Annotated in this window: 21 protein-coding genes; 18 read left to right on the top strand and 3 right to left on the bottom strand. The window is 39.4% G+C overall.

Translation table 11 applies throughout. The annotated features are described in order from the left end of the window. Positions 1-76: 76 nt before the first annotated feature. From AB5213_RS10950 to AB5213_RS10940, 3 genes are all read right to left on the bottom strand, one after another. Positions 77-244, bottom strand: a complete 168-nt coding sequence (locus AB5213_RS10950) for a helix-turn-helix domain-containing protein (protein WP_173685758.1) — start codon at positions 242-244, stop codon at positions 77-79. Between the two features lie 563 nt (positions 245-807). Continuing rightward, entirely contained in the window at positions 808-1,545 is a 738-nt protein-coding gene (locus AB5213_RS10945; protein WP_055246324.1) for a GntR family transcriptional regulator, read from the bottom strand. Next, on the bottom strand, positions 1,542-2,252 hold the full coding sequence (locus tag AB5213_RS10940; protein WP_173686991.1) for a GntR family transcriptional regulator: 711 nt from the start codon (positions 2,250-2,252) through the stop codon (positions 1,542-1,544). Before AB5213_RS10940 ends, AB5213_RS10945 begins: the two co-directional genes overlap by 4 nt. Positions 2,253-2,567: 315 nt before the next feature. On the opposite strand from AB5213_RS10940, the gene AB5213_RS10935 reads away from it, so the two are divergent. From AB5213_RS10935 to fmt, 18 genes are all read left to right on the top strand, one after another. Continuing rightward, complete coding sequence (locus AB5213_RS10935) at positions 2,568-3,563, top strand: SIS domain-containing protein (RefSeq protein WP_004074321.1); 996 nt, start codon at positions 2,568-2,570, stop codon at positions 3,561-3,563. A 9-nt stretch (positions 3,564-3,572) separates the two neighbouring features. Then, positions 3,573-4,424: a PfkB family carbohydrate kinase gene (locus tag AB5213_RS10930; protein ID WP_055246327.1), complete on the top strand. Its 852-nt coding sequence runs from the start codon at positions 3,573-3,575 to the stop codon at positions 4,422-4,424. Between the two features lie 16 nt (positions 4,425-4,440). After that, entirely contained in the window at positions 4,441-5,721 is a 1,281-nt protein-coding gene (locus AB5213_RS10925) for an ABC transporter substrate-binding protein (protein ID WP_270222942.1), read from the top strand. 71 nt (positions 5,722-5,792) lie between these two features. After that, a complete protein-coding gene (locus AB5213_RS10920; RefSeq protein ID WP_227120799.1) occupies positions 5,793-6,686 on the top strand; it encodes a carbohydrate ABC transporter permease in 894 nt (297 codons plus the stop codon). Further along, complete coding sequence (locus tag AB5213_RS10915) at positions 6,679-7,488, top strand: carbohydrate ABC transporter permease (RefSeq protein ID WP_342999711.1); 810 nt, start codon at positions 6,679-6,681, stop codon at positions 7,486-7,488. Before AB5213_RS10920 ends, AB5213_RS10915 begins: the two co-directional genes overlap by 8 nt. Before the next feature lie 31 nt (positions 7,489-7,519). Continuing rightward, entirely contained in the window at positions 7,520-9,553 is a 2,034-nt protein-coding gene (locus AB5213_RS10910) for a beta-galactosidase (RefSeq protein WP_055246331.1), read from the top strand. Next, entirely contained in the window at positions 9,529-10,434 is a 906-nt protein-coding gene (locus AB5213_RS10905) for a YitT family protein (RefSeq protein WP_055246333.1), read from the top strand. The genes AB5213_RS10910 and AB5213_RS10905 overlap by 25 nt, the downstream gene beginning before the upstream one ends. Positions 10,435-10,457: 23 nt before the next feature. Further along, positions 10,458-10,658 (top strand): hypothetical protein, encoded by a 201-nt coding sequence (locus tag AB5213_RS10900; RefSeq protein ID WP_008370830.1) that lies wholly within the window; start codon positions 10,458-10,460, stop codon positions 10,656-10,658. 131 nt (positions 10,659-10,789) lie between these two features. Continuing rightward, positions 10,790-11,629 (top strand): tyrosine-type recombinase/integrase, encoded by an 840-nt coding sequence (locus AB5213_RS10895; protein ID WP_177998952.1) that lies wholly within the window; start codon positions 10,790-10,792, stop codon positions 11,627-11,629. Positions 11,630-11,863: 234 nt separating this feature from the next. After that, positions 11,864-12,064, top strand: coding sequence for a hypothetical protein (locus AB5213_RS10890; protein WP_008370826.1), 201 nt, complete (start codon positions 11,864-11,866; stop codon positions 12,062-12,064). Between the two features lie 218 nt (positions 12,065-12,282). Then, positions 12,283-13,536, top strand: coding sequence for a DNA polymerase IV (locus AB5213_RS10885; RefSeq protein WP_055246581.1), 1,254 nt, complete (start codon positions 12,283-12,285; stop codon positions 13,534-13,536). Positions 13,537-13,774: 238 nt separating this feature from the next. Next, entirely contained in the window at positions 13,775-14,986 is a 1,212-nt protein-coding gene (locus AB5213_RS10880) for a hypothetical protein (RefSeq protein WP_008370820.1), read from the top strand. 25 nt (positions 14,987-15,011) lie between these two features. After that, positions 15,012-15,716 carry an aspartate/glutamate racemase family protein gene (locus tag AB5213_RS10875; protein ID WP_173690783.1) on the top strand — a complete coding sequence of 235 codons (705 nt, stop codon included), beginning with the start codon at positions 15,012-15,014 and terminating at the stop codon, positions 15,714-15,716. A gap of 33 nt (positions 15,717-15,749) precedes the next feature. Beyond that, positions 15,750-17,267, top strand: coding sequence for a Mur ligase family protein (locus tag AB5213_RS10870; RefSeq protein ID WP_008370817.1), 1,518 nt, complete (start codon positions 15,750-15,752; stop codon positions 17,265-17,267). A 153-nt stretch (positions 17,268-17,420) separates the two neighbouring features. Continuing rightward, complete coding sequence (locus AB5213_RS10865) at positions 17,421-18,974, top strand: UDP-N-acetylmuramoyl-L-alanyl-D-glutamate--2,6-diaminopimelate ligase (RefSeq protein WP_215633546.1); 1,554 nt, start codon at positions 17,421-17,423, stop codon at positions 18,972-18,974. Continuing rightward, on the top strand, positions 18,953-21,181 hold the full coding sequence (priA, locus tag AB5213_RS10860; protein ID WP_368276681.1) for a primosomal protein N': 2,229 nt from the start codon (positions 18,953-18,955) through the stop codon (positions 21,179-21,181). The genes AB5213_RS10865 and priA overlap by 22 nt, the downstream gene beginning before the upstream one ends. A 24-nt stretch (positions 21,182-21,205) precedes the next feature. Beyond that, positions 21,206-21,676 (top strand): peptide deformylase, encoded by a 471-nt coding sequence (def, locus tag AB5213_RS10855; protein WP_008370813.1) that lies wholly within the window; start codon positions 21,206-21,208, stop codon positions 21,674-21,676. A gap of 25 nt (positions 21,677-21,701) precedes the next feature. Further along, positions 21,702-22,646 (top strand): methionyl-tRNA formyltransferase, encoded by a 945-nt coding sequence (fmt, locus tag AB5213_RS10850; RefSeq protein ID WP_368276680.1) that lies wholly within the window; start codon positions 21,702-21,704, stop codon positions 22,644-22,646. The last annotated feature ends 60 nt before the right edge of the window (positions 22,647-22,706 follow it).

The following is a 22,706-nucleotide window of genomic DNA, read 5'->3' as shown; positions in this document are numbered from 1 at the left end:
AATGTGACATATAAAGAATCTGCAATCGGCAGATCATCGAATCCGATCATGGTGACATCATCAGGCGCAGGACGGTTTATAACCGCTTGCGCCTGTATTCGTTTGGAGTTATACCAAACTGTTTTTTGAAGGCAGTCTGAAAGTGGTTCTTGCCTGAAAAACACAAAAAAGTGCTGATTGTACTGATCGGTTTATTCGTGAACTGAAGCAGACGCCGTCCCTCCTCGGGCTTACACCGGAGAATAAAATGGCTTCTTCAATCACATAATCGCGATACAAGCTGATAAAGCAAAAAACCGGATACAATTTTCAGGAGCTTCTGCAAAGAAAAAGATTTCAGATGACGGTTCTTCTGTTGTGCGATACAAAGCTTTCGATTGAAGAAATAGCCCTGGATTGTCGGGTATGAGAATCAAAGCTATTTTTCAGGCAATTTAAGAAACGTTACGGAATGACACCGCACAAATACAGAAAAGAAAACATAAAAGATAAAAAACGATAGGATGTAAAATAAGGACAGTTTTTTGAACTAATGAGGTTCTAAAAAGCTGTCCTTATTTTTGTTATATTGAGTACTATAATGGTCTCATAAATTAAGACACCCTAAACAATGCTTCTGCTGTATTCGATGACAAGCGTGAAGAAAATCTCAAGGAAAAGCTTGCCTATCCGACTAAAAATGGTTAATTCTAAGCGACTTTAGGTGGTCAATTTTCCCCGCCCCTAACAAAAGTATTATTTTGTGTATATTCTATCTTGTTTTGTTTATGGTGCATACACATACTAAATGGTAAAATTAAAGTGAATTTAGATATCATTTGTGACAAAGCGCACTTCAAGTTTATCAGGGCGTGAATAACTTTCTGTATATTCAACTAAATTACTATTTTCATCGTATCCTATGAATTCAATATAGTTGACGATAGAGGTGGCACTTGGAAGATGAAGGTGCTTTTGAAGTTTTTCGCCAGCTTCTACCATCATCATTGTCTCATTAAATTTTACAGGCAAATGATTTTTGGATTTCATATAATCATAAAGCGATATGTGCTCAAAATTGTAATTATCGATATCTGAAAAAAAATGAAGAGGAACATAGGTAAACTCAATTGCAAGAGGTTCCTTGTTTCCAAGACGAATTCGATGAATACCGTATATTTCATCTTCTTCAGAAAGTCCAAGTTTATCTGCAAAGTATTTTCTGTTTTTGATTATACCTGTGCCTAAGCATTTATTGGAAATTTCAATACCAAAGTTACGAACTAAAGAGGTAAAGCTAGCATTTTTTGATTCATTTAGTACTCCTAAAGCAACTCGATTTTGTTCGGGTTTGCGGACAAAAGTTCCCTTTCCGTGAACGCGAATTAAGTAATGTTGGCTAATTAATTCGTCAAAGATGTCATGAATCAAATACCGACTTACACTATACATTGTTGCAAAATCCCGTTCGCTAGGAAGCAACTCCCCAGGAAGATATTCCTGTGTTTTAATTTTTGTAATGATACTAGATTTTATTTGTGCGGCTAATACATCATCATTGCTCATAAAACTACCTCCCTGATAAAACCAAAACGATCAATTAGCATATTATTTTCAAAAAAGACTGCAAGATGTCCTTGTTTATCATACATGAGCCCTTTGTATTTCATTAAAGGGCTATCAACAGGAATATTTAAAATTTGAGCAGTCTTTGTGTCTGCGTAAAGTAAGGTGACTTTTTGATTCGATTTTGCCAAGGTTATTTGACAATTGTTTGTAATCAAATCAATTGCAGGAGCAGAAGCAGCAATTTGTTGGGTGAGATCTGGATAGATATATTCAGGAATATAAGTTGTATTGATACAAATTAGTTGAGTACCATCTGAATAAAGCCAAACAATTTTGTATATTTTCGATTTTTCAGGAAGTAACATTTCGCTTGCAAGATAGTTATCTGCTTCTATTTTTTTGAAATCATATAATTCGTAAGTTAATTGTTCGCTATCTTCCTCTGAATGTAAGGAAAAATTACGAATGGATTGTAAAATGCGTTTAGGCGCTACGTAATAACCACTTCGTGGTTTTGAGATAATTGTTTTATCTTGAAGTAACAGATTCAAGGCTCCACGAACAGTTAAGCGTTGTACATGAAACAGCTCTGCCAGCTTTCGTTCCGAAGGCAGTTTGTCACCTGGAAGATAGTGTTCTTCCTTTAGCATGTATTTGATTTCTTTTGATAATGCAACATCTAAAGTTAATAAATTTTTTTTCATAAGAACTCCTAATATTATAATTTACTTGTAAATTATAATCAAATTATACGTTGTCAGTTCTTAAAAAGCAAATAGAAAGGAAAAAAGAAATGAATAAATAAAAAATAAATATAAAAACTGGTATAGTAAACTTGAAATGCGTTTCATACCAGAATAAAAGAAATATATGCATTGTGTATAAAAAAAAGCATTTATATTTATAAAAATACAACAATATTCAATATTCTTTGCGTGAAATATTGAAAAAAATAAAAAAAGTGGTATATTAAATTTAAAAATAGTCACCAATACAAAAGAAGGGAAAGGGAAAACACTATGTTGAAATTTAATGAACAGAAACAGATTGAAAGTGTGAATGGAGCGCTTGCTCTGAGAAATCAAATTAATGAATTGATTGATGGAATTTGTAAAGAAGGATACAAGAATATTTGTTGGCTCGGTATCGGTGGAACATATGCATCTTGCCTCCAGGCAGAGGTTCATATGAAAGAAAAATCAAAACTTTCATTTTTTGTTGAAAACGCAGCAGAGTATTTGACAACTGGAAATAAAAAAGTTGGAGAAGGAACTATTGTAATTATTTCGTCTGTTACAGGAACAACTTCTGAAATCGTAGATGGAGTAAAAAAAGCACAGAAGAGTGGAGCAAGGGTGATTGGTTTTATTGATGTTGCTACTGCAGAACTTGCAAAACTTGTAGACTATGTGATTACATATCCTGCCAATGAACAATTGAAATTTTATATGGTAGCAGATAGATTTATGTACAATGCAGGAGAATTTCCAGAATATGAGGATTTATACAAGGAGTTGGATCAGTATTTGGCAACTGCACTTGTGGAAGTTGAAAAGGAAGCAGATGCTTTCGGAGAAGAATTTGCAAATCGTCATAAGGATGACAAAATTCATTATTTTGTTGGGGCTGGGAACCAGTATGGTGCCACATATTCTTATGCAATGTGTTATTGGGAAGAACAGCATTGGATTCGTACAAAATCTATCCACAGTGCAGAATTTTTCCATGGAATGTTAGAAATAATTGACAAAGATACACCAGTTACAGTATTTATTGGGGAAGATTCTCAGAGATCATTGAGCGAGCGCGTTGCAAACTTCTTGCCACGCATTTGTGGAAAATACAATATTATTGATACCAAGAAATTTGAATTAAAAGGAATTAGTCCAGAGTACAGAGGATATATATCACATTTAGTGATGCATGCGGTAACACAGAGAATTGATGTACATATGGAAAAAGTCAATTGTCATCCTATGGAAATCAGAAGATATTACAGATGTCTGGACTATTAAGGTGGCAAAATGGACAGAAAGATAAGAGTAGCAGCAATAGGAGATAATTGTATTGATTATTATGATTCATTGAATGAATCTTATCCAGGGGGAAACCCAGTGAATGTTGCTGTATACATAAAACGATTAGGTGGAGAAAGTTCTTATACAGGTGCTGTTGGAACTGATTCATTCGGAAAAATCATGATAAGTGCAATTCAAAATAAAGGAGTTGATACTTCTCATATTCAAGTGCTGGATGGAAAGACCGCAGTTACACATGTTGACATTGTAGACGGAGATAGAGTGTTTGGAAAATATGAAGAAGGTGTTTTGGCAGACTTTAAGCTAAGAGAACAAGACATTTCCTTTATAAAGAAACATGATTTAGCGGTTACAGGAATTTGGGGAATGATTGAAGATGAGCTTCCACTTATTTCGAAAGAAATTCCAGTTGCATTTGATTTTGCCAATAAATTTGCAAATCCAATTGTTGAGAAAGCGATTCCATATGTGACATATGCATTCTTCTCTTTTGACGAGGAATCACGCAATGAGTTTAGACAGAAATATCATAGCATGGGCTTAAAAGAAAAAGAAAATTGTACGGAACAATTAAAGGAATTCATGAAAGCAATGCAACAAAAAGGACCTAAAGTCATTATTGCAACATTGGGGAAAAATGGAAGCATTGGGTATGATGGAAATTCTTGGTATCGATTTGGAATCATAGAGTGTAAAGTTGTTGATACAATGGGTGCAGGCGACAGTTTTATTGCCGGATTTTTATATGGGATTTTGAATGGATTGAATGTTCAAGATTCGATGGAAGCAGGAGCTCGGAATAGTGCGGTAACAATAGGGTATCAAGGGGCATGGTAGAAGGAGAATATAACGAATGAGAAAAAAAATAGTGGCAATTTTATTGATAGCTACGATGGCAATGGGGATTGCAGCATGCGGAGGTTCAGGGGACAAAAAAGACGATAATACAATTACAGTATGGTGTTGGGACAAAACATTTAATATTTTTGCAATGGAAGAAGCTGCAAAAATTTATCAAGAAGATCATCAAGATGTGAAAATTGATATTGTCGAAGTTGGAGATGTAGATGTACAGTCTAGACTTACTACGGCTGGTATATCAGGAGATCTAAGCACATTGCCAGATATTTTTTTGATGCAAGACCAGGCATTCCAAAAAAATGTATTATCTTATCCAGATGTATTTACAGAAATTTCTGAAAAGAAAATTGATTTTTCAGAATTTGCTCCTGGTAAAACAGATTTTTCTGTTGTAGATGGAAAACACTATGGAGTGCCTTTTGACAACGGAGCAGCAATTGCTTGTTATCGTACAGATATTTTGCAAGAAGCTGGAATGACTTTAGAAGATTTTACAGATATTACTTGGGATGAGTGGGTTGAAAAAGGCAAAGTAGTACTGGAAAAAACAGGAAAACCATTATTGACAACGACAGCAGGCGAATGTGATTTGCTTACGATGATGTTGCAGTCTGCAGGAGCATCTTTGTTTAATGAAGATGGAACAACGAATATTGCAAAAAATGACACTTTGAAGAAGGTAATTGATACATATTGTAAAATGAAAGATTCAGGTGTGTTACAGGAAGTAAATAACTGGGATGAATACACTGGCTCAATGTTGAACAGTGAAGTTGCAGGTGTGATTAATGGGTGTTGGATTATGGGAACAATTCAGACAGCTGAGGATCAGTCAGGAAAATGGGCTATTACAAATATTCCAAAACTTACAAATGTAAAGGGTGCCACAAACTATTCAAATATTGGAGGTTCTTCCTGGGCAATCTCAGGGAATTGTGGAAACGTAGAGTTAGCAGAAGATTTTCTTGCATCTACATTTGCTGGAAGTACAGAGTTATATAATAATATTCTCTCTTGTGGAGCAATTGCTACATGGACACCAGCAGGAGATTCTGATGCATATGCAGTACCGAATGAATTTTTCTCTGGTGATGCAGTGTTTGAAAAAATAGTTGACTATTCAACAAAAGTTCCTTCTATTATTACGGGACCATATTTCCATGAAGCAAGAGACGCAATCTCTGTTGCGACAACAAATATTACAAATGGTGCAGATTTAGAGAAAGAGCTTAAAAAAGCGGACGATACTGTTAATTTTAATATGGGACAGTAAGAAAGGTTCCTATCATACAAGGGGATGGAATGTAGAACCATCCCCCTTATGGATAGAGAGGAGGAGTTTTTGTGTCTAACAAACCAAGAAAAATGACGTTGGAAAAAAAGCATAATTTAACAGGATGGGCTTTTTTGACACCAGCAACATTTTTGATTGCGGTGTTTAGTTTTTGGCCAATGATTAAAGCGTTAGTTTTATCTTTTCAGACGGGGAAAGGTAGAAATATGCAGATGGCTGGATTTACAAATTACATCAGAATGTTTCAAGATGATGTATTTATTCAGTCAATAAAAAACACATTTTTTTATTTCATTCTTCAAGTGCCCATTATGCTTGTAGTAGCGATGGTGTTAGCTTGTATTCTAAATAAAAAAGACTTACGGTTTAAAGGATTTTTCCGAACAATGATTTTTTTGCCGTGTACAACTTCATTGGTTGCGTACTCAATTATTTTTCGGTCTTTGTTTGCAAATGATGGATTAGTAAATTATGTTCTAGTGAATTTGGGAATTTTGGATAAACCATATAATTTTTTGACACAACCATTTGCGGCAAAAATAGTTATCATATTGGCTCTTTTGTGGAGATGGACAGGATATAATATGGTATTTTTCCTTTCTGGATTGCAAAACATTGAATATTCAGTATACGAAGCTGCAAAAATTGATGGAGCATCAGCAATACAGACATTTTTTAAGATTACTGTTCCATTATTAAAACCAACTATCTTGTTGACAGCAATAATGTCAACAAATGGAACATTACAGTTATTTGATGAATCAATTAACTTGACCGATGGAGGTCCTGCGAATGCTTCGATCTCTATGTCACATTACATATATAATTTATGTTTTAAGTATGTGCCGAATTTTGGATATGCAGCAGCGATGTCCTTCTTTATATTACTGTTGGTTGCAGTATTAGCATTTATACAAATGAGGGTGGGTGATAAACGTGATTAAAAAAATGAAAAATATAGGAATGTATGCATTCTTGATTTTGGTTACTTTTATTTCAGTATTTCCTTTGTACTGGATGGTAAGTGCATCCACAAACAAAAGTGTGGATGTATCAAAAGGTGTATTATCGTTTGGCTCTCATTTGGGAGAAAACTTGAAAAATCTGCTGGCAAATCAAGATGTAGGGGCTGCATTGGTCAATTCATTTAAATATGCAATATTACTTACAATAGTTTCGATGGTGATATGTTCCTTGGCAGGATATGGATTTGAAATTTATCATGATAAAGCAAAAGATGCCGTGATGGGTGTGATTCTTCTTGCGATGATGGTTCCATTTATTACGATATTGGTCCCATTGTTTCAGATGGTTGCAAAAATGAAAATGTTAAATAGTACGTTGGGATTCATTTTACCAACGATATCAACCCCATTTTTAATCATGATGTTTCGGCAGAGTGCAAGATCATTTCCTCGTGATATTATTGAAGCTGCCAGATTAGAGGGACTTTCGGAAATTGGAATCTTCTTTCAGATGTTTATTCCTACAATGAAATCAACATATGCAGCGGCTATGACTATTACATTTATGAATGCTTGGAATAGTTATATGTGGCCGAAAGTAATCATGACACAATCCAAGAGCATGACAATGCCAATGGTTGTAGCAAATCTGACAGAGGGATATGTAACAGACTATGGAATGCTTATGTTGGCAGTCTTAATATGTACATTGCCTACCGCCGTAGTATTCTTTATTTTACAGAAGAGTTTTGCAGAAGGTATTACTGGAGCTGTAAAATAATAAATGATATCTATAAAGAAAGGGATTAGAAATGGAATATAAAAAAATAAATATGCCAGGTCTTCTGCATGGTGGAGATTATAATCCTGAACAATGGTTAGATAGACCGGATATTCTTGAAGAGGATATCCGGTTAATGAAATTAGCGCATGTAAATAATGTTTCACTAGGAATATTTTCGTGGGCATTTTTAGAGCCAGAAGAAGGAAAATATCAGTTTGACTATTTAGAAGAAATTATTAACCGTTTATATGACAATGGCATCTATACAAATCTAGCTACACCAACAGGTGCAATGCCAAATTGGATGACTCAAAAATATCCTGAAGTAATGCAGACAGATGAAAACGGGATACAGAATTTACCAGGGAAAAGGCATAATTTTTGTTACACGTCTGCTGTTATGAGAGAAAAAACTAGAAAGTTGGATTTGAAATTATCAGAACGCTTTGGAAAACATCCAGGAGTAATTCTTTGGCATATATCAAACGAATACGGAGGAAATTTTAGGGATGCTTCTTGTCATTGCGAAGAATGTCAAAAAGCATTTCGGAAATGGTTGAAAAAAAAATACAAAACATTGGATGCATTGAATCATGCATGGTGGAGTGCGTTTTGGAGTCATACTTATACCGATTGGGAACAGATTCATTCACCTTCTCCGAGGGGAGAGGATGAATTACACGGTTTGAAATTGGACTGGAAAAGATTTGTGAGCGAACAGTTACAGGACTTTTGTAGAGAAGAGATTCGAGCTGTTAAAACATATTCGGATCTTCCAGTTACAACAAACATGATGATGTATTTTTCACCATTGGATTATGACAAATGGGCAAAGGAGTTGGATGTGATTTCTTGGGACTCTTATCCGAGTTGGCATACAAAAGAAGATGAAGTACCGATTGCTGTGTGGGCAGCCTTTATGCATAACCAGATGAGAGGATTTCAGAAGAAGCCATTTTTGATGATGGAATCAACACCATCACTTGTGAATTGGGATGAGGAAAATAATGTAAAAAGACCGGGGATGAATTACTTATCTTCAATGCAGGCAATTGCGTTAGGTTCGAATAGTGTTCTTTATTTTCAATGGAGAAAAAGCAGAGGATCGAGTGAAAAGTTTCATGGAGCGGTTGTTGATCATGATGCGTCAGAAAAGAATAGAGTTTTTCAAGAAGTTGCTTGGATTGGCAAAGATCTAGAAAAGCTAAGCAGTCAAATACTAAGTACATGTAATAGGGCGAAGGTAGCTATTATTATGGATTGGGAAAATTGGTGGGCTCTTTCTGACGCACAAGCAATATCGAGAAAATTTGATTATACGGAAGAACTTTTAAAATATTATCGGGTTTTTTGGGAAAAAGGAATTGAAGTTGATATAATTTCCATGGATCGAGAGTTGTTAGATTATCAGCTTGTGGTTGCTCCGACCTTGTACTTGCATAAAAAAGAGTATATTCATAAAGTAGAAGCATACGTGGAAGCAGGTGGAATATATGTAACAACTTATTGGAGTGGAGTAGTAAATGAAACAGATTTATGTTTTATTGGAGAGAGACCACATGAGAGATTGCTAGGATTATCAGTTGATGAGATTGATGTGGGGAATGAATATTTTCCAAATACTTTCTCCTATAAAGACGGTGTATATAAAGCCGGTGTGTTAAGAGAAGTTGTGACACTTCAAACTGCAAAGCCGTTGGGAACATACTTGCAAGATTACAATGTAAATACTCCAGCAATTACAGAAAATGCGTATGGCAAAGGAAAAGCTTACTATGTTGCTGTTCAACCAGATCTGGAATTTTTGAAAGAATTTTTGGGCGATGTAATTGAGGAAGCAAATGTGGAAGCAAATTTGACGGAAACATTGCCTTATGGAGTTACTGTTTCAAAAAGAAGTGGAAAAGAACAGAAAGATGATGTATATTTTCTTCAGAATTTTAACAGACATCCTGTGAAGATGGTTTTGAATGAATGTTATACAAATTTGATTACTGATGAAATCCTTACAGGTTCAATAAAACTACAAACATATCAATGTATTGTGATGAAAAAGAAATAAGATTCCGTAATAGGGAGGAACTCACATTGAAATCAAAGGCAAAGACATTTTTAATTGATATTTTACTTGATATTGTAGGTGGTTGTTTCATTGCGATTGGAGTCTATAATTTTGCAGTGGCATCTGGATTTCCGGTAGCAGGTATATCAGGTATTGCAATCGTGTTTTATTATTTTTGGAAAATTCCAATTGGTACAATGACGACAATTTTGAATATTCCAATTATTTTAATTTGTTACAAGTTGTTGGGAAAACAATTTTTTTTAAGATCAATAAAGACAATGTTAATTTCTAATATACTGATGGACTGGGTTGTTCCATTGTTTCCAATTTACCAAGGTGATATGATGTTATCTTGTATTTGTATGAGTGTATTCTCAGGAATCGGATATGCATTAATTTACATGAGAGATACCTCTACAGGTGGAGCAGATTTTGTTTTGATGGCAATACACAAGGCAAAGCCACATATTTCTGTAGGAAAAATTATCATTGTTATGGATTTTATTATTGTAATTATTGGTGGAATTCTGATGCATGGAAACATTGATAAGATTATTTATGGATTAATTGGAACGTATATTCTATCATTTGTCGTAGATAAGCTAATGTATGGCGTTGATGCTGGAAAACTTGCTTTGATTGTAACAGAAAAGGGGCCACAAATTGCGGCAAAAATTGATGAGCTATCACAACGAGGGGCAACTTTGATTAAGGCAGAAGGAAGTTATACAGGACGTGAAAAAGAAGTATTAATGTGTGCATGTAACAATAAAGAAATGCATACGATTCAAGAAGCTGTAAAGAAAGTAGATTCATCAGCGTTTCTTGTTACAATGGAATCGAATGAAGTGCGTGGAAAAGGATTCAAGCCAATATAATATAAAAATTAAGAAGCTCCAGCATGGATCGGTATAAGATTGGATCCGGAACATTATCTTTGATTATGGAACGTTATCATGCGGGAGAAATTCCGATTGAAGAACTCCAGATGATGCCACCAAAAGAGGTGGAATTACTTTTTTATCCTCAGAAAAATATTAAAAAGAAGGATATTCCACTTCCAGATTTCCAGTACTACTATGATAGGATTCATGCAAATTAAAATCAATTAAGAAAAATAGGCGGATATGAGCAGCAGGACAATGAAAAAAGTTTTTGTCCTACTGCTTTTTTGGTTAATAAAATTTCAGATCTGTGAAATAATGTGAGTAAAAAAAACTAGGAGGACACATTATGAGCGGAATGAAATTTGAAAAAGAAATCTTTATGAAGTATTTGATCGAGCGGGAAGCATCGGAGGCAACAAAGAAGAAATATATGACAGATGTAACGACTTTTTATTCCTATGCAGCAGAAGCGGAAGAAATAGATAAGGAACTTCTGCTTGCTTACCGGGAGTGGCTGATGCAGCATTATGCAGTAAGCAGTGTAAATTCGATGCTTGTGGCACTGAATCAGTATTTACTTGCCGTTGGGCTTGGAAAATGGAAGCTCCGCAGAGTCCGTGTACAGGGCTGTAATTCAAAGATGATGGAAAGAGAACTGCAGAAATCCGATTATATCAAACTGGTGCGGAAAGCAAAAGAGCAGGGAAAGGAACAGCTTGTAATGATTATGGAGACGCTTGCAGGGACAGGAATCCGGATCAGTGAGCTAAGATATTTTTCAGTTGATAGTGTTCAAAGAGGGATCGTGAAGGTGTGGAATAAAGGAAAATACAGATCGGTTATTTTAACGGATCAGTTGAGAAAAAGACTGTTGTATTATATAAGAAAAAACAAAATTCAAAAGGGAAATGTGTTTATAACGAGATCGGGTCATGAAAAAGACCGGTCGAATATATGGAGAGAATTAAAACAGCTTGCAGTAAGTGCGGGGGTGGAAACCGAAAAAGTATTTCCGCATAATTTCAGACATATGTTTGCAAGAATTTTTTACAGGGTTACTGGGAATCTGTTGCAGCTTGCGGATATTCTGGGACACAGCAGTATCGAGGTGACAAGGATTTATGCTTCGGATGGAATTATGGAATGGAAAAAGAGCATGGAAATGTTAGAAATGCTTGTAGAATGACGACATAATGTTAATTATGTTGTAGTTTTCGATATAGGTATTTTGACTCGAAAATATGAAAATAAAAAAGAAAAAATAAATGTTTTACATAATTAAAGTGAAAGGACTGTTTTGTATTTTTGTGACGTTTTTTAATGTTGACAGTCTTTGTAATACAGACTAGAATATAGTTGGACTGAGTTTGGACGATTTATATTACAACATAATTAACATTATGTAGAAAAGAGGGAACATATGGAAAGAGATATATTTGATGATATGATAAAGAGAGTGGAATGTTCATATGTATCCGATCTGAGATACAACAAAAAAATAGTAGAATCCAAGCTGAAAACGATGGATTTAAGTTTATATAATGAGAAGCAGCTGGAAGAATTTGCACAATATGTATTTAACTGTGGATGGAGTGAAATTGGCGGTAAGCTTGATAAATAAAAGATAAAATAATGAAAATGGATGCGGGATATGATAAAATGAATATCATATTCCGTATTTTTTGTGTATACGATGAGCCAAGTGCAGATTTGTGCTTGCACAAGGATCTGCATTTGTCGAATGTACATCACCTGGCTGTTAAGCGAGATGGTGTACAAAGTATACAAATCGAGCAGGAGTCAGCCTGCTCGATTATTTACAGAGAGGAGACAGCAGGAATGTCACACATCATTTTCCATATAGATGTCAATTCAGCCTACCTTAGTTGGACGGCAGTAGAACAACTGAAAAATGGTGCCGATGTGGACATCCGTACGATCCCCGCGATCATCGGCGGTGACAGAGAATCACGCCACGGGATCGTATTGGCGAAATCTCCTTCGGCAAAGAAATTCGGCATCCGGACGGGAGAGCCGGTGGTAAATGCGTTCCGTAAGTGTCCGAATCTTCACATGGATCCGCCAAATCACAGGATGTACAGGGAGTATAGCCGGAGACTGATGGATTTCCTGAAAACCTATACACCGGAAATCGAGCAGGTCAGTGTGGACGAGTGCTATATGGATTTTACCGGAATCGCACAGCGCTTTTCTTCGCCGGTGGAGGCTGCGTATGAAATCAAAGCCCGGGTTTATGAAAAGTTTGGGTTTACCGTGAATGTGGGAATTTCGACAAACAAGCTTCTGGCAAAAATGGCATCAGACTTTGAAAAGCCAAACCGTGTCCACACTCTTTTCCCGGAAGAGGTCAAGGAAAAAATGTGGCCGCTCCCGGTGAGTGAGCTTTTTATGGCAGGGAAGTCCAGTGTGGCGATTCTGGAAAAGCTGGAAATCCGGACAATTGGTGAGCTTGCGAAGACAGATCCGAAGCTTCTGGAATTCCATTTGAAAAGTCATGGGAGAACGCTGTGGGAATTTGCGAATGGAATCGGTGATGCAAAGGTGCAATCCGAGGAGACCGCAGCAAAGGGTGTTGGTAATTCCACCACACTTCCAAAAGATGTGGAAAAGGCAGAGGATGCAAAAAAGGTTCTATTTTCTCTGGCAGAAAGTGTGGGAAAGAGACTAAGGAAAGCAGGGCAGAAAGCCAATATGGTTAGTGTGGAAATCCGCTACAGTGATTTTCAGAATGTATCTCACCAGAAGCAGCTTGGCAGAGCATCCGGTGCAGATCAGGTGATCTACGAGGCGGCCTGCAGTCTGTTCGATGAGCTGTGGAACGGTGAGCCGATCAGATTGCTTGGTGTTCGCACAGCGAAGCTTGTGGATGAAGATGAACCGGAGCAGTTAAGCCTGTTTGACCTGCAATTCGAGGTGAAATCTGAGAAGCCGAAGAAGAGCATGGAAAAGCTGAAAAAGCTCAGTGCGGCAATGGGAGAGATCCGCGGAAAGTATGGGGCGGATGCGGTGATACGGGGCAGTGTTCTGGAGCAGAGAGAAAAAGAGAAGAAATATGAAAAGAAACAGTTCTGAAAATTTCCCGGGAAACTTTCAGAGCTGTTTTTGCGTATACGCTGTTACAATCAGGAAAATTCTTTTAAGAAGTATAACATGATTTGGATAAAATAAAACACAGATCTTTTTCACATCGGTGAAAAGTTTGTGTCAGGACAACAGGGATGTTTCCATGCCTTGACACCTAAAGAATCCCTGGAGTATAATGAGATGATATGTAGAAATATAAGGGGATAGAAAGGAGCTTCTTTAAACAATGGAATTTAAAGACAGAGAATTTATTCCGGTACTGCTTGGTGGAGATATCAATACTTACAGTGTTGCCCGCGCATTTTATGAGCAGTATCAGGTGAAGACATATATATTTGGAAAGTTTGCAACAGGACCGAGTTACGGAAGTAAGATCATCGAATATCATCCGAATCCGAAGATTGATACGGACGATTATTTTCTTCAGACAGTCAATGGATTTGCAAAAAAGCATAAAGACAAAAAGATTATGCTCATCGGATGTGGTGACAGTTATGTGGCGCTGATCAGTAAGCATAAGGCAGAGCTTGAGAAAAATATTATCGCACCATATATCGATTTTGATCTGATGAACAGTCTGCAGCAGAAAGAGACTTTCTACAAGTTGTGCGAAAAGCATGGGGTAGATTATCCGGGAACGATTATTTACGATCAGTCCATGGGACTGGATTTTGAGATGAATTTCCCGTACCCGGTAATTTTAAAGCCGTCTGACAGTATTTCTTACTGGGAGCATCCGTTTGCAACCCAGAATAAGATCTACACGATCAAGGACAGAAAAGAACTGGAAAAAGTAATTCGGGATATCTATGGGGCAGGTTATACAGATAAACTGATCATCCAGGATATGATTCCGGGAAATGATGAATATATGCGTGTTCTGACTTCTTATTCTGACCGGAATGGAAAAGTTAAAATGATGTGTCTGGGACATGTACTCCTGGAAGAACACACACCACACGGACTTGGAAATCATGCAGTTATCATCACAGAGCCAAACGAAGAGCTGATGATGAAGGTGAAGAATCTGCTGGAAGATTTGCACTATGTAGGATTCTCCAACTTTGATATCAAGTATGACAGGCGTGATGGAAAATACCGTTTCTTCGAGATCAACACCCGCCAGGGACGAAGTAATTATTATGTGACAGGATCTGGATTCAATGTTGCAAAATATGTAGTAGAAGAATATGTTTACGGAAAAGAACTGCCGCTTGAACTTGCAAAAGAAGAACATCTCTGGATGACAGTACCGAAGGCAGTTGCTTTCAAATATATCAAAGAAGAAGCAAACCGTGAGAAGATGAGACGCCTTCTTAAGGAAAAGAAGATGGTCAATCCGGTATTTAAGAGAGGTGATTTTAAACCAAGACGTTATCTTGCTATGGTGAAGAATCATCTCAGACAGTTTGGTAACTTTAAGAAATATTACAGCTAAGAGAAGCTGAAACAGGGAGAATGATATGCTGAAAAAATTAGGTGTTATCGGCGGAATGGGACCGGAGGCGACAAGTTTTTATTATGCAAGAGTGATCGCGAGGACAAAGGCGGAGAGTGATCAGGAGCATATCAACATGATCATTTTAAGTCATGCGACAATGCCGGACAGGACACAGGCAATCCTTACAGGAAATAAGCTTCCGTTTCTGAAAGCGATCACACAGGACGCAAGAGATCTGGAGATGCTGGGAGTGGAAAATATTGCGATTCCGTGCAATACCTCGCACTATTTCCTGAAAGATATCCAGAAATCTACAAGTGTTCCGATCATCAATATGGTAGAGGAGAGTGTCAGATATGTAGTAGAGGCTCATCCAAAAGTGAAGAAGATCGGGATCATGGGAACAGATGGAACGATGCAGGCAAAGACTTACCACCGAGCCTGCGAAAAATTTGGAATCACACCGGTAGTTCCGGGAGAAGCCTGCCAGAAAGATGTGATGTCGCTGATCTATGATGATATCAAAAAAGGAAAGCCGGGAGACAAGAACAAATTTGACCGTGCTTATAATGATCTGAAGGCAAAAGGTTGTGATGCAGTAATTCTTGCATGCACAGAGATTTCGGTATTCAAAGAATATTATCAGGTACCGGCAGACTGCATGGATGCAATGGATGTTCTGGTAAGAGAATCCATCATCAGATCAGGCGCAGAGTACCGGGAATAATACCGGAAAGAATATAAGGGAGATAAATACCAGATGGAAAAATACACATTACAGGAGTACGCAAATCTGTTACAGAACCTGCGTATGATGAAAGAATTTTATTCAAATGGGGAAGAAGAAAAAAACGTAGGATATCTGACCTATGATTCCAGAGAGGTGACGGAAGGAACATTGTTTATTTGCAAAGGTGCGGCATTTAAGGCTGAGTATCTGGATGCAGCGATCGAAAAAGGTGCGATTGCTTATGTAAGCGAAGTAAAATATGAAACGAAAGAAGATGTTCCATATTTTCTGGTAGACGATATCCGTAAGGCGATGCCTCCACTTGCAGAGAAGTTCAATAATGCACCGTGGAAGAAACTGACGATCACCGGAATCGGCGGAACAAAAGGAAAATCCACTTCCGCTTACTATATGAAAGCAATCGTGGATGATTATATGGAAGCAACCGGCGGAAAGGAAAGTGCAGTCCTTTCTTCAATCGATATTTATGACGGAGTGATCAAGAAAGAATCCCATATTACTACGCCGGAGTCGGTAGAATTGCAGGAGCATCTGCGCCATGCCGTAGAAAGTGGTATTACATTTGCCGAGATGGAAGTATCTTCACAGGCGTTAAAATACAATCGTGTCGATAACATGCAGTTTGATGTGGGAATTTTTCTGAATATTTCAGAGGACCATATCAGTCCGATCGAGCATCCGGATTTTGAAGACTATTTTTCGTCTAAACTGAAAATTTTCGGAAAATCACGTTACGGAGTTGTGAACATGGATGCAGATTTTGCAGACCGTATTCTGAAAGAGTCAAAGGTCTGTGAGAAGGTGCTGACGTTCAGTACAAAGAATCCGGAAGCGGATGTTTATGGTTATGAGATCCAGAAAGACGGACATGAAACGGTATTTATGGTAAAGACAGAGCTGTTTGATGAAGAATTCCGTCTGACGATGCCGGGACTTTTCAATGTGGAAAATGCACTGGCTGTCATTGCGGCATCCATTCTTCTTGAAATCCCGAAGGAGTATATGCACAGCGGTCTTTTGAGGGCAAGATCCAGCGGACGTATGGAGCTTTATGGAAGTGCAGATAAGAATCTGATCGCTGTTGTGGATTATGCACACAACAAGCTTAGTTTTGAAAAGCTGTTCTCTTCAATTAAAGATGAATATCCGGATTATAATATCGTATCGATCTTCGGATGCCCAGGAAAGAAAGCATTTATCCGGAGAAGAGACCTTGGAACGGTAGCTGGTCAGTATGCGAAAAAGGTTTATCTGACAGCGGAAGATCCGGGATATGAGCCGGTAGAGCAGATTTCCAAAGAAATCGCACAGTATGTGGAAGCACAAAACTGTCCGTATGCCATGATCGAGGATCGGGGAGAGGCAATCAAAGCAGCGATGGATGAAGCAGAGGGAAAGACTATTTTCCTGATTACCGGAAAAGGAAATGAGACAAGGCAGAAATATGGCTGTGAGTATCTGGACTGCAAATCAGATACACAGTATGTTAAAGAATATCTTGCCGAGTATGATAAAAAGCATCAATAGAGACTGAGAGATGGGTGGGTGTTCCTGCAAACGCACAGGATGCGTTAAAACGAAAGCAGGAAATCCACCCATTTTATATATTTTCATATCCGGTGTGACGTTTGATGGGAAACAGCATATTCTGAAAACAAAGAGTCCAAAAAGAGGAGCCTTATGAAGCTTTCGGTTCTGTTTAAAAGGATTCAGCATGCGGTGATCCAAATGCCGGAATTAGAAGAAGAGATGGAAATCCGGGGGATTACCTGTAATTCCCAAAAGGCAGAAGAAGACAGTCTGTTTGTCTGCATTCAGGGAAGCCGGGCAGATGGACATGATTATATAGAAGAAGCCTGCAACCTTGGGGCATCCTGCATTCTGATAGAAAAACTGGTATCTGGGGGAAGGATGCTGAAGTTTCCGGAAAATGTTGCCGTCGTTCTGGTAAAAGATACACGGGAAGCTCTTGCCGGGATCAGCAGGATCTGGTTTGGAAGTCCTGCTGATAAGTTGAAAGTGATTGGCGTGACCGGCACAAAGGGGAAAAGTACGGTGGCAGTGATGATCTGGGAGATGCTGGAAAGTATTGGCCAAAAATGCGGACTGATCGGTACGATCGGCCACCATCTTGGAAATGAAGTGGTAACTTCGCAAAATACGACTCCGGATGCCTTTACCATTCAGTCGTATTTTGCTAAAATGGTAGAAGCAGGTTGCCACTATGCGGTGATGGAGGTATCTTCACAGGGAATAAAGCAGCATCGGATCGATGGAATCTGGTTTGAAATTGCGGTATTCACTAATTTCGGGGAGGATCACATTGGACCAGGCGAGCATGCAAGTCTTGGGGAATACCGATATTACAAATCATGTCTTTTTGAACAGTGCAGGATTGGAATAGGGAATCTGGATGATGCACAGTGCAGCTATATGTTCCAGAGAAAATGTTGCACGAAATACGGATTTACCTGTCGGGAAGAAGGGCAGGAAAGAGGATTTAGAAACAGTCATGTACTGACGGCAGAAAAAATCAGTTTTCTGATGGAAGGTGGAGAACTTAAAACGGTATTTTATGCAGATGATAGAAAATATGAGCTTGCCCTTCCTGGAAAATTTAATGTGTACAATGCACTGGCTGCTTTACAGACGGTGAGCTGTCTTGGATTTGAAAGAGAAGAAGCAGGAGACGTGTTAAAGCATCTGGTGGTAAGAGGCAGGATGGAACGGGTAGATGCAGGAGAACATATCCTGTGTTACATTGATTACGCGCATAATGCCATGAGTCTTGCAAAAGTGCTTAAAATGCTGAGAATTTACGAACCAGAACGTATTTTACTGGTGTTTGGATGTGGAGGCAACCGTGCCGGACGCAGAAGAGGCGGGATGGGAAGAGTGGCAGGAGAGCTTGCGAATCTGACGATCATCACTTCAGATAATCCGAGATGGGAAGAGCCGGCGAAGATTATGGCAGACGTTGAAGAAGGCATCAAAGAAACTTCCGGAGCCTATCGGATGATCCAGGATCGGGAAGAGGCAGTACTCTTTGCGGTGGAAATGGCAAGACAAGGGGATATCCTTCTGATTGCGGGAAAGGGACATGAAAATTACCAGGAGATCCAGGGAGTCAGGTATCCGATGGATGACCGGGAACTGGTGCGAAAAGCCGTCAGGCTTGCTGCACAAAAGAGACAGAAAAAGGAACAGACAGAATGTACGCAGACATTATTATAGATATTACACATGAAAAACTGGATAAAGTATTTCAGTACCGTGTACCGGAAGAACTGGAAGGAGATTTACGAACCGGTGCAGGCGTCATTGTGCCGTTTGGACGGGGTAACCGGGAAACGAAGGGGTATATTGTCGGTTTTTCGGAAACATGTGATTATGATGCGGAAAAAATAAAGGATATTCTGCGCACAGATACATCAAGTGTAGCGATTGAGGCAAGGCTGGTTGCACTTGCAGCGTGGATGAAAGAATATTATGGAGGTACGATGATCCAGGCATTGAAAACGGTGCTTCCAATCAAGCGTACCGAGCAGCAGAAGGAACAGCGGATTTTAAAAAGATGTATTTCCAGAGAAGCAGGCGAAAAGAAGCTGGAAGAATATCTTCACAAGAACCAGAAAGCGCGGGCAAGATTGATGGCAGCACTTTTGGATGATGAAGAGGTAGAATATTCTCTGATCAGCCAGAAGTTGAATATCACGCTGACGGTGGTGAGAGCGCTTGAAGAGCAGGGGGTTCTGGAAATCAAAAATCATAAGATTTACCGTAATCCTGTGAAAGAAAAAGAGCAGCAGCAGCATTTTATTACCTACACGGAGGAGCAGGAAAGTGCAATCCGGACGTTTGAAAACGATTATAAAAAAGGGATCCGAAAGACCTATCTTTTATACGGTGTGACCGGAAGCGGCAAGACAGAGGTCTATATGGAAATGATCCGGCAGGTGGTAAAGGAAAAGCGGCAGGCAATCGTACTGATTCCGGAGATCGCATTGACTTACCAGACGGTGATGCGCTTTTACAGGACATTTGGGGAACGCGTTTCCATCATGAATTCCAGACTTTCAGCGGGAGAGCGGTATGACCAGATGATGCGGGCGAAAAAAGGAGAGATTGATGTGATGATCGGTCCAAGATCTGCGCTTTTTACCCCGTTTCCGAGTCTTGGGCTGATCGTGATCGATGAGGAACATGAGGCAGCTTATAAAAGTGAACAGGTTCCCCGGTATCATGCGCGGGAGACGGCAATCGAACGCGCAAGCCTGGAAGGGGCAAGTGTGGTACTGGGATCGGCAACCCCTTCCATGGAAGCATTTTACCGGTGCGAGCTGGGAGAGTATACGTTGCTGGAATTAAAGAGGCGGACTGCAAAAGCAGAGCTCCCGGAGGTCTACACGGTGGATATGCGTGAAGAACTGCAAAAAGGGAACCGTTCTATTTTAAGTGACAGGCTCCATGAGCTGATGGAAGACCGTCTGAAAAAGAAAGAACAGATCATTTTGTTTCTGAATCGAAGAGGGTATGCCGGATTCCTTTCTTGCAGGTCCTGCGGATATGTAGTAAAATGTCCTCATTGTGATGTTTCACTGGCAGCGCACAATAATGGGAAAATGGTGTGCCACTACTGTGGATACGAAGAAACGGTTGCAAAAAAATGCCCGTCCTGCGGCTCCCCTCATATCGGAGGTTTCCGCGCAGGAACACAGCAGATTGAAGAACTGGTAAAAAAGGAATTTCCGCAGGCAAGGGTACTTCGGATGGATCTGGATACTACAAGATCCAAAGAAGGACATGAAAAGATTCTATCTGCATTTGCAAATGAAGAGGCAGATATTCTTGTCGGAACACAGATGATCGTAAAAGGACATGATTTTTCAAATGTGACCCTGGTTGGCGTGCTTGCTGCGGATATGTCTTTATACTCGGATGATTTCCGGTCAGCAGAGAGGACATTCGAGCTTCTGACGCAGGCTGCGGGAAGAGCCGGAAGAGGGGCAAAAAAAGGAGAGGTCGTGATTCAGACCTACAGCCCGGAGCATTATAGTATCCAGACGGCAGCACGTCAGGATTATCAGGCATTTTATACAGAAGAGATGAATTACAGGGAACTGATGGGGTATCCGCCGGCAGAGCATCTGATGGCGGTACTGGTAGCCTGTGAGGATGAAGCACTTCTGGAAAAAGGAATGCACTATCTCAAATTATATGCAATGCGGATCACGAAGAACCGCAAGGTACAGGTGATCGGTCCGGCAGCTCCGGCAGTCGGAAAGGTCAAGGATGTGTACCGGAAAGTTTTGTATCTGAAGCAGGAATCCTATGAGATCCTGATTGAAATGAAAGATAAAATGGAACAATATATTGAATTGAACCGGGGATTTGCAAAGATGCGGATTCAGTTTGATTTTGATCCGATGAGTGGATTTTAAAAGAAAAGGCAGGAGGAAGAACAAATGGCAATTAGAAAAATCAGAGAAATAGGCGATGAAGTACTGACAAAGGTGTGTAAGGAAGTAACAAAGATGACACCAAGAACAACAGAACTGATCGATGATATGTTAGAGACCATGTACGAGGCAATGGGGGTAGGTCTTGCTGCACCACAGGTTGGAATTCTCAAAAGAATCGTTGTCATCGATATCGGAGAAGGTCCGGTTGTCATGATCAACCCACGCATCGTAGAGAGCAGCGGAGAACAGACCGGGGAAGAAGGATGCCTTAGTGTACCAGGTAAATCCGGTATTGTTACCCGTCCGAATTATGTAAAAGCAGTAGCACTTGATGAAGATATGAAAGAATACGAGATCGAAGGCGAAGGACTGATGGCAAGAGCAATCTGTCACGAACTGGAGCATCTGGACGGTCATCTTTATGTAGAAAAAGTAGAAGGCGAACTTCACAGCACAGAATACGAAGAAGCCTAGGCTGGAAGCGGGAGGTTAAGATAAGATGAAGATAATATTTATGGGAACTCCTGATTTCTCAGTCGGAACACTGGAAGCACTGGTAGAAGCAGGACATGAAGTAGTGCTCGCTGTCACACAGCCGGACAAGCCAAAGGGCAGAGGCAAAGAAATGCAGTTCACTCCGGTAAAAGAATGTGCACTTGCACATAATATCCCGGTCTATCAGCCAAAGAAGATCCGGGAACCTGAATGTATCGAAGAACTGAAAAAATATCAGGCAGATGTCTGCGTAGTCGTGGCGTTTGGACAGATCCTTCCAAAAGAGATTCTGGAAATGACACCGTACGGATGTATCAATGTCCATGCATCCCTTCTGCCGAAATACCGCGGTGCTGCACCAATCCAATGGGCGGTCATCAATGGAGAAAAAGTATCCGGTGTCACAACGATGCAGATGGATGAAGGACTTGACACGGGTGATATGCTGGAAAAAGTAGAAATCACATTAGATAAAAAAGAAACAGGAGGAAGCCTTTTCGATAAACTTTCCGCAAAAGGAGCCGCACTCTGCGTCCATACCCTTGCAGAACTGGAAAAAGGAACCATTACTCCACAAAAACAGGGCGAAAGCACCACCGAATACGCAAAAATGCTCAACAAAAAATCCGGTGAGATCGACTGGACGAAAACAGCAGTAGAAATCGAACGCCTGATCCGCGGCTTAAATCCATGGCCAAGTGCCTACACCCAGTGGGAAGGCAAAACGATGAAAATCTGGGAAGCAGAAGTAGAGGATGTTGTAGAAACCATAGATACTCATGAGCCCGGAACGATCACAGAAGTCACAAAACACGGCTTTAAAGTTCAGACCGGTGAAGGCAGACTAGCCATCAAGTCCCTCCAGATCCCAGGCAAAAAACGCATGGAAGCCGATGCCTTCCTACGCGGATACCACATAGAAGAAGGAGAAAAATTAGCCTGCAAATAAAAAGTCAAGGCTAAATTTAAGAACATTGAAAATTTTATACAGGTTGAAAATTTGGTATCA

The sequence above is a fragment of the Coprococcus sp. RTP21204st1_G4_RTP21204_210225 genome (assembly GCF_040915385.1).
In the GTDB taxonomy this organism is placed as follows: domain Bacteria; phylum Bacillota; class Clostridia; order Lachnospirales; family Lachnospiraceae; genus Allocoprococcus; species Allocoprococcus comes.
Note: the sequence above shows the minus strand (reverse complement) of the source record. Positions and strands in the feature narration are given on the sequence as shown.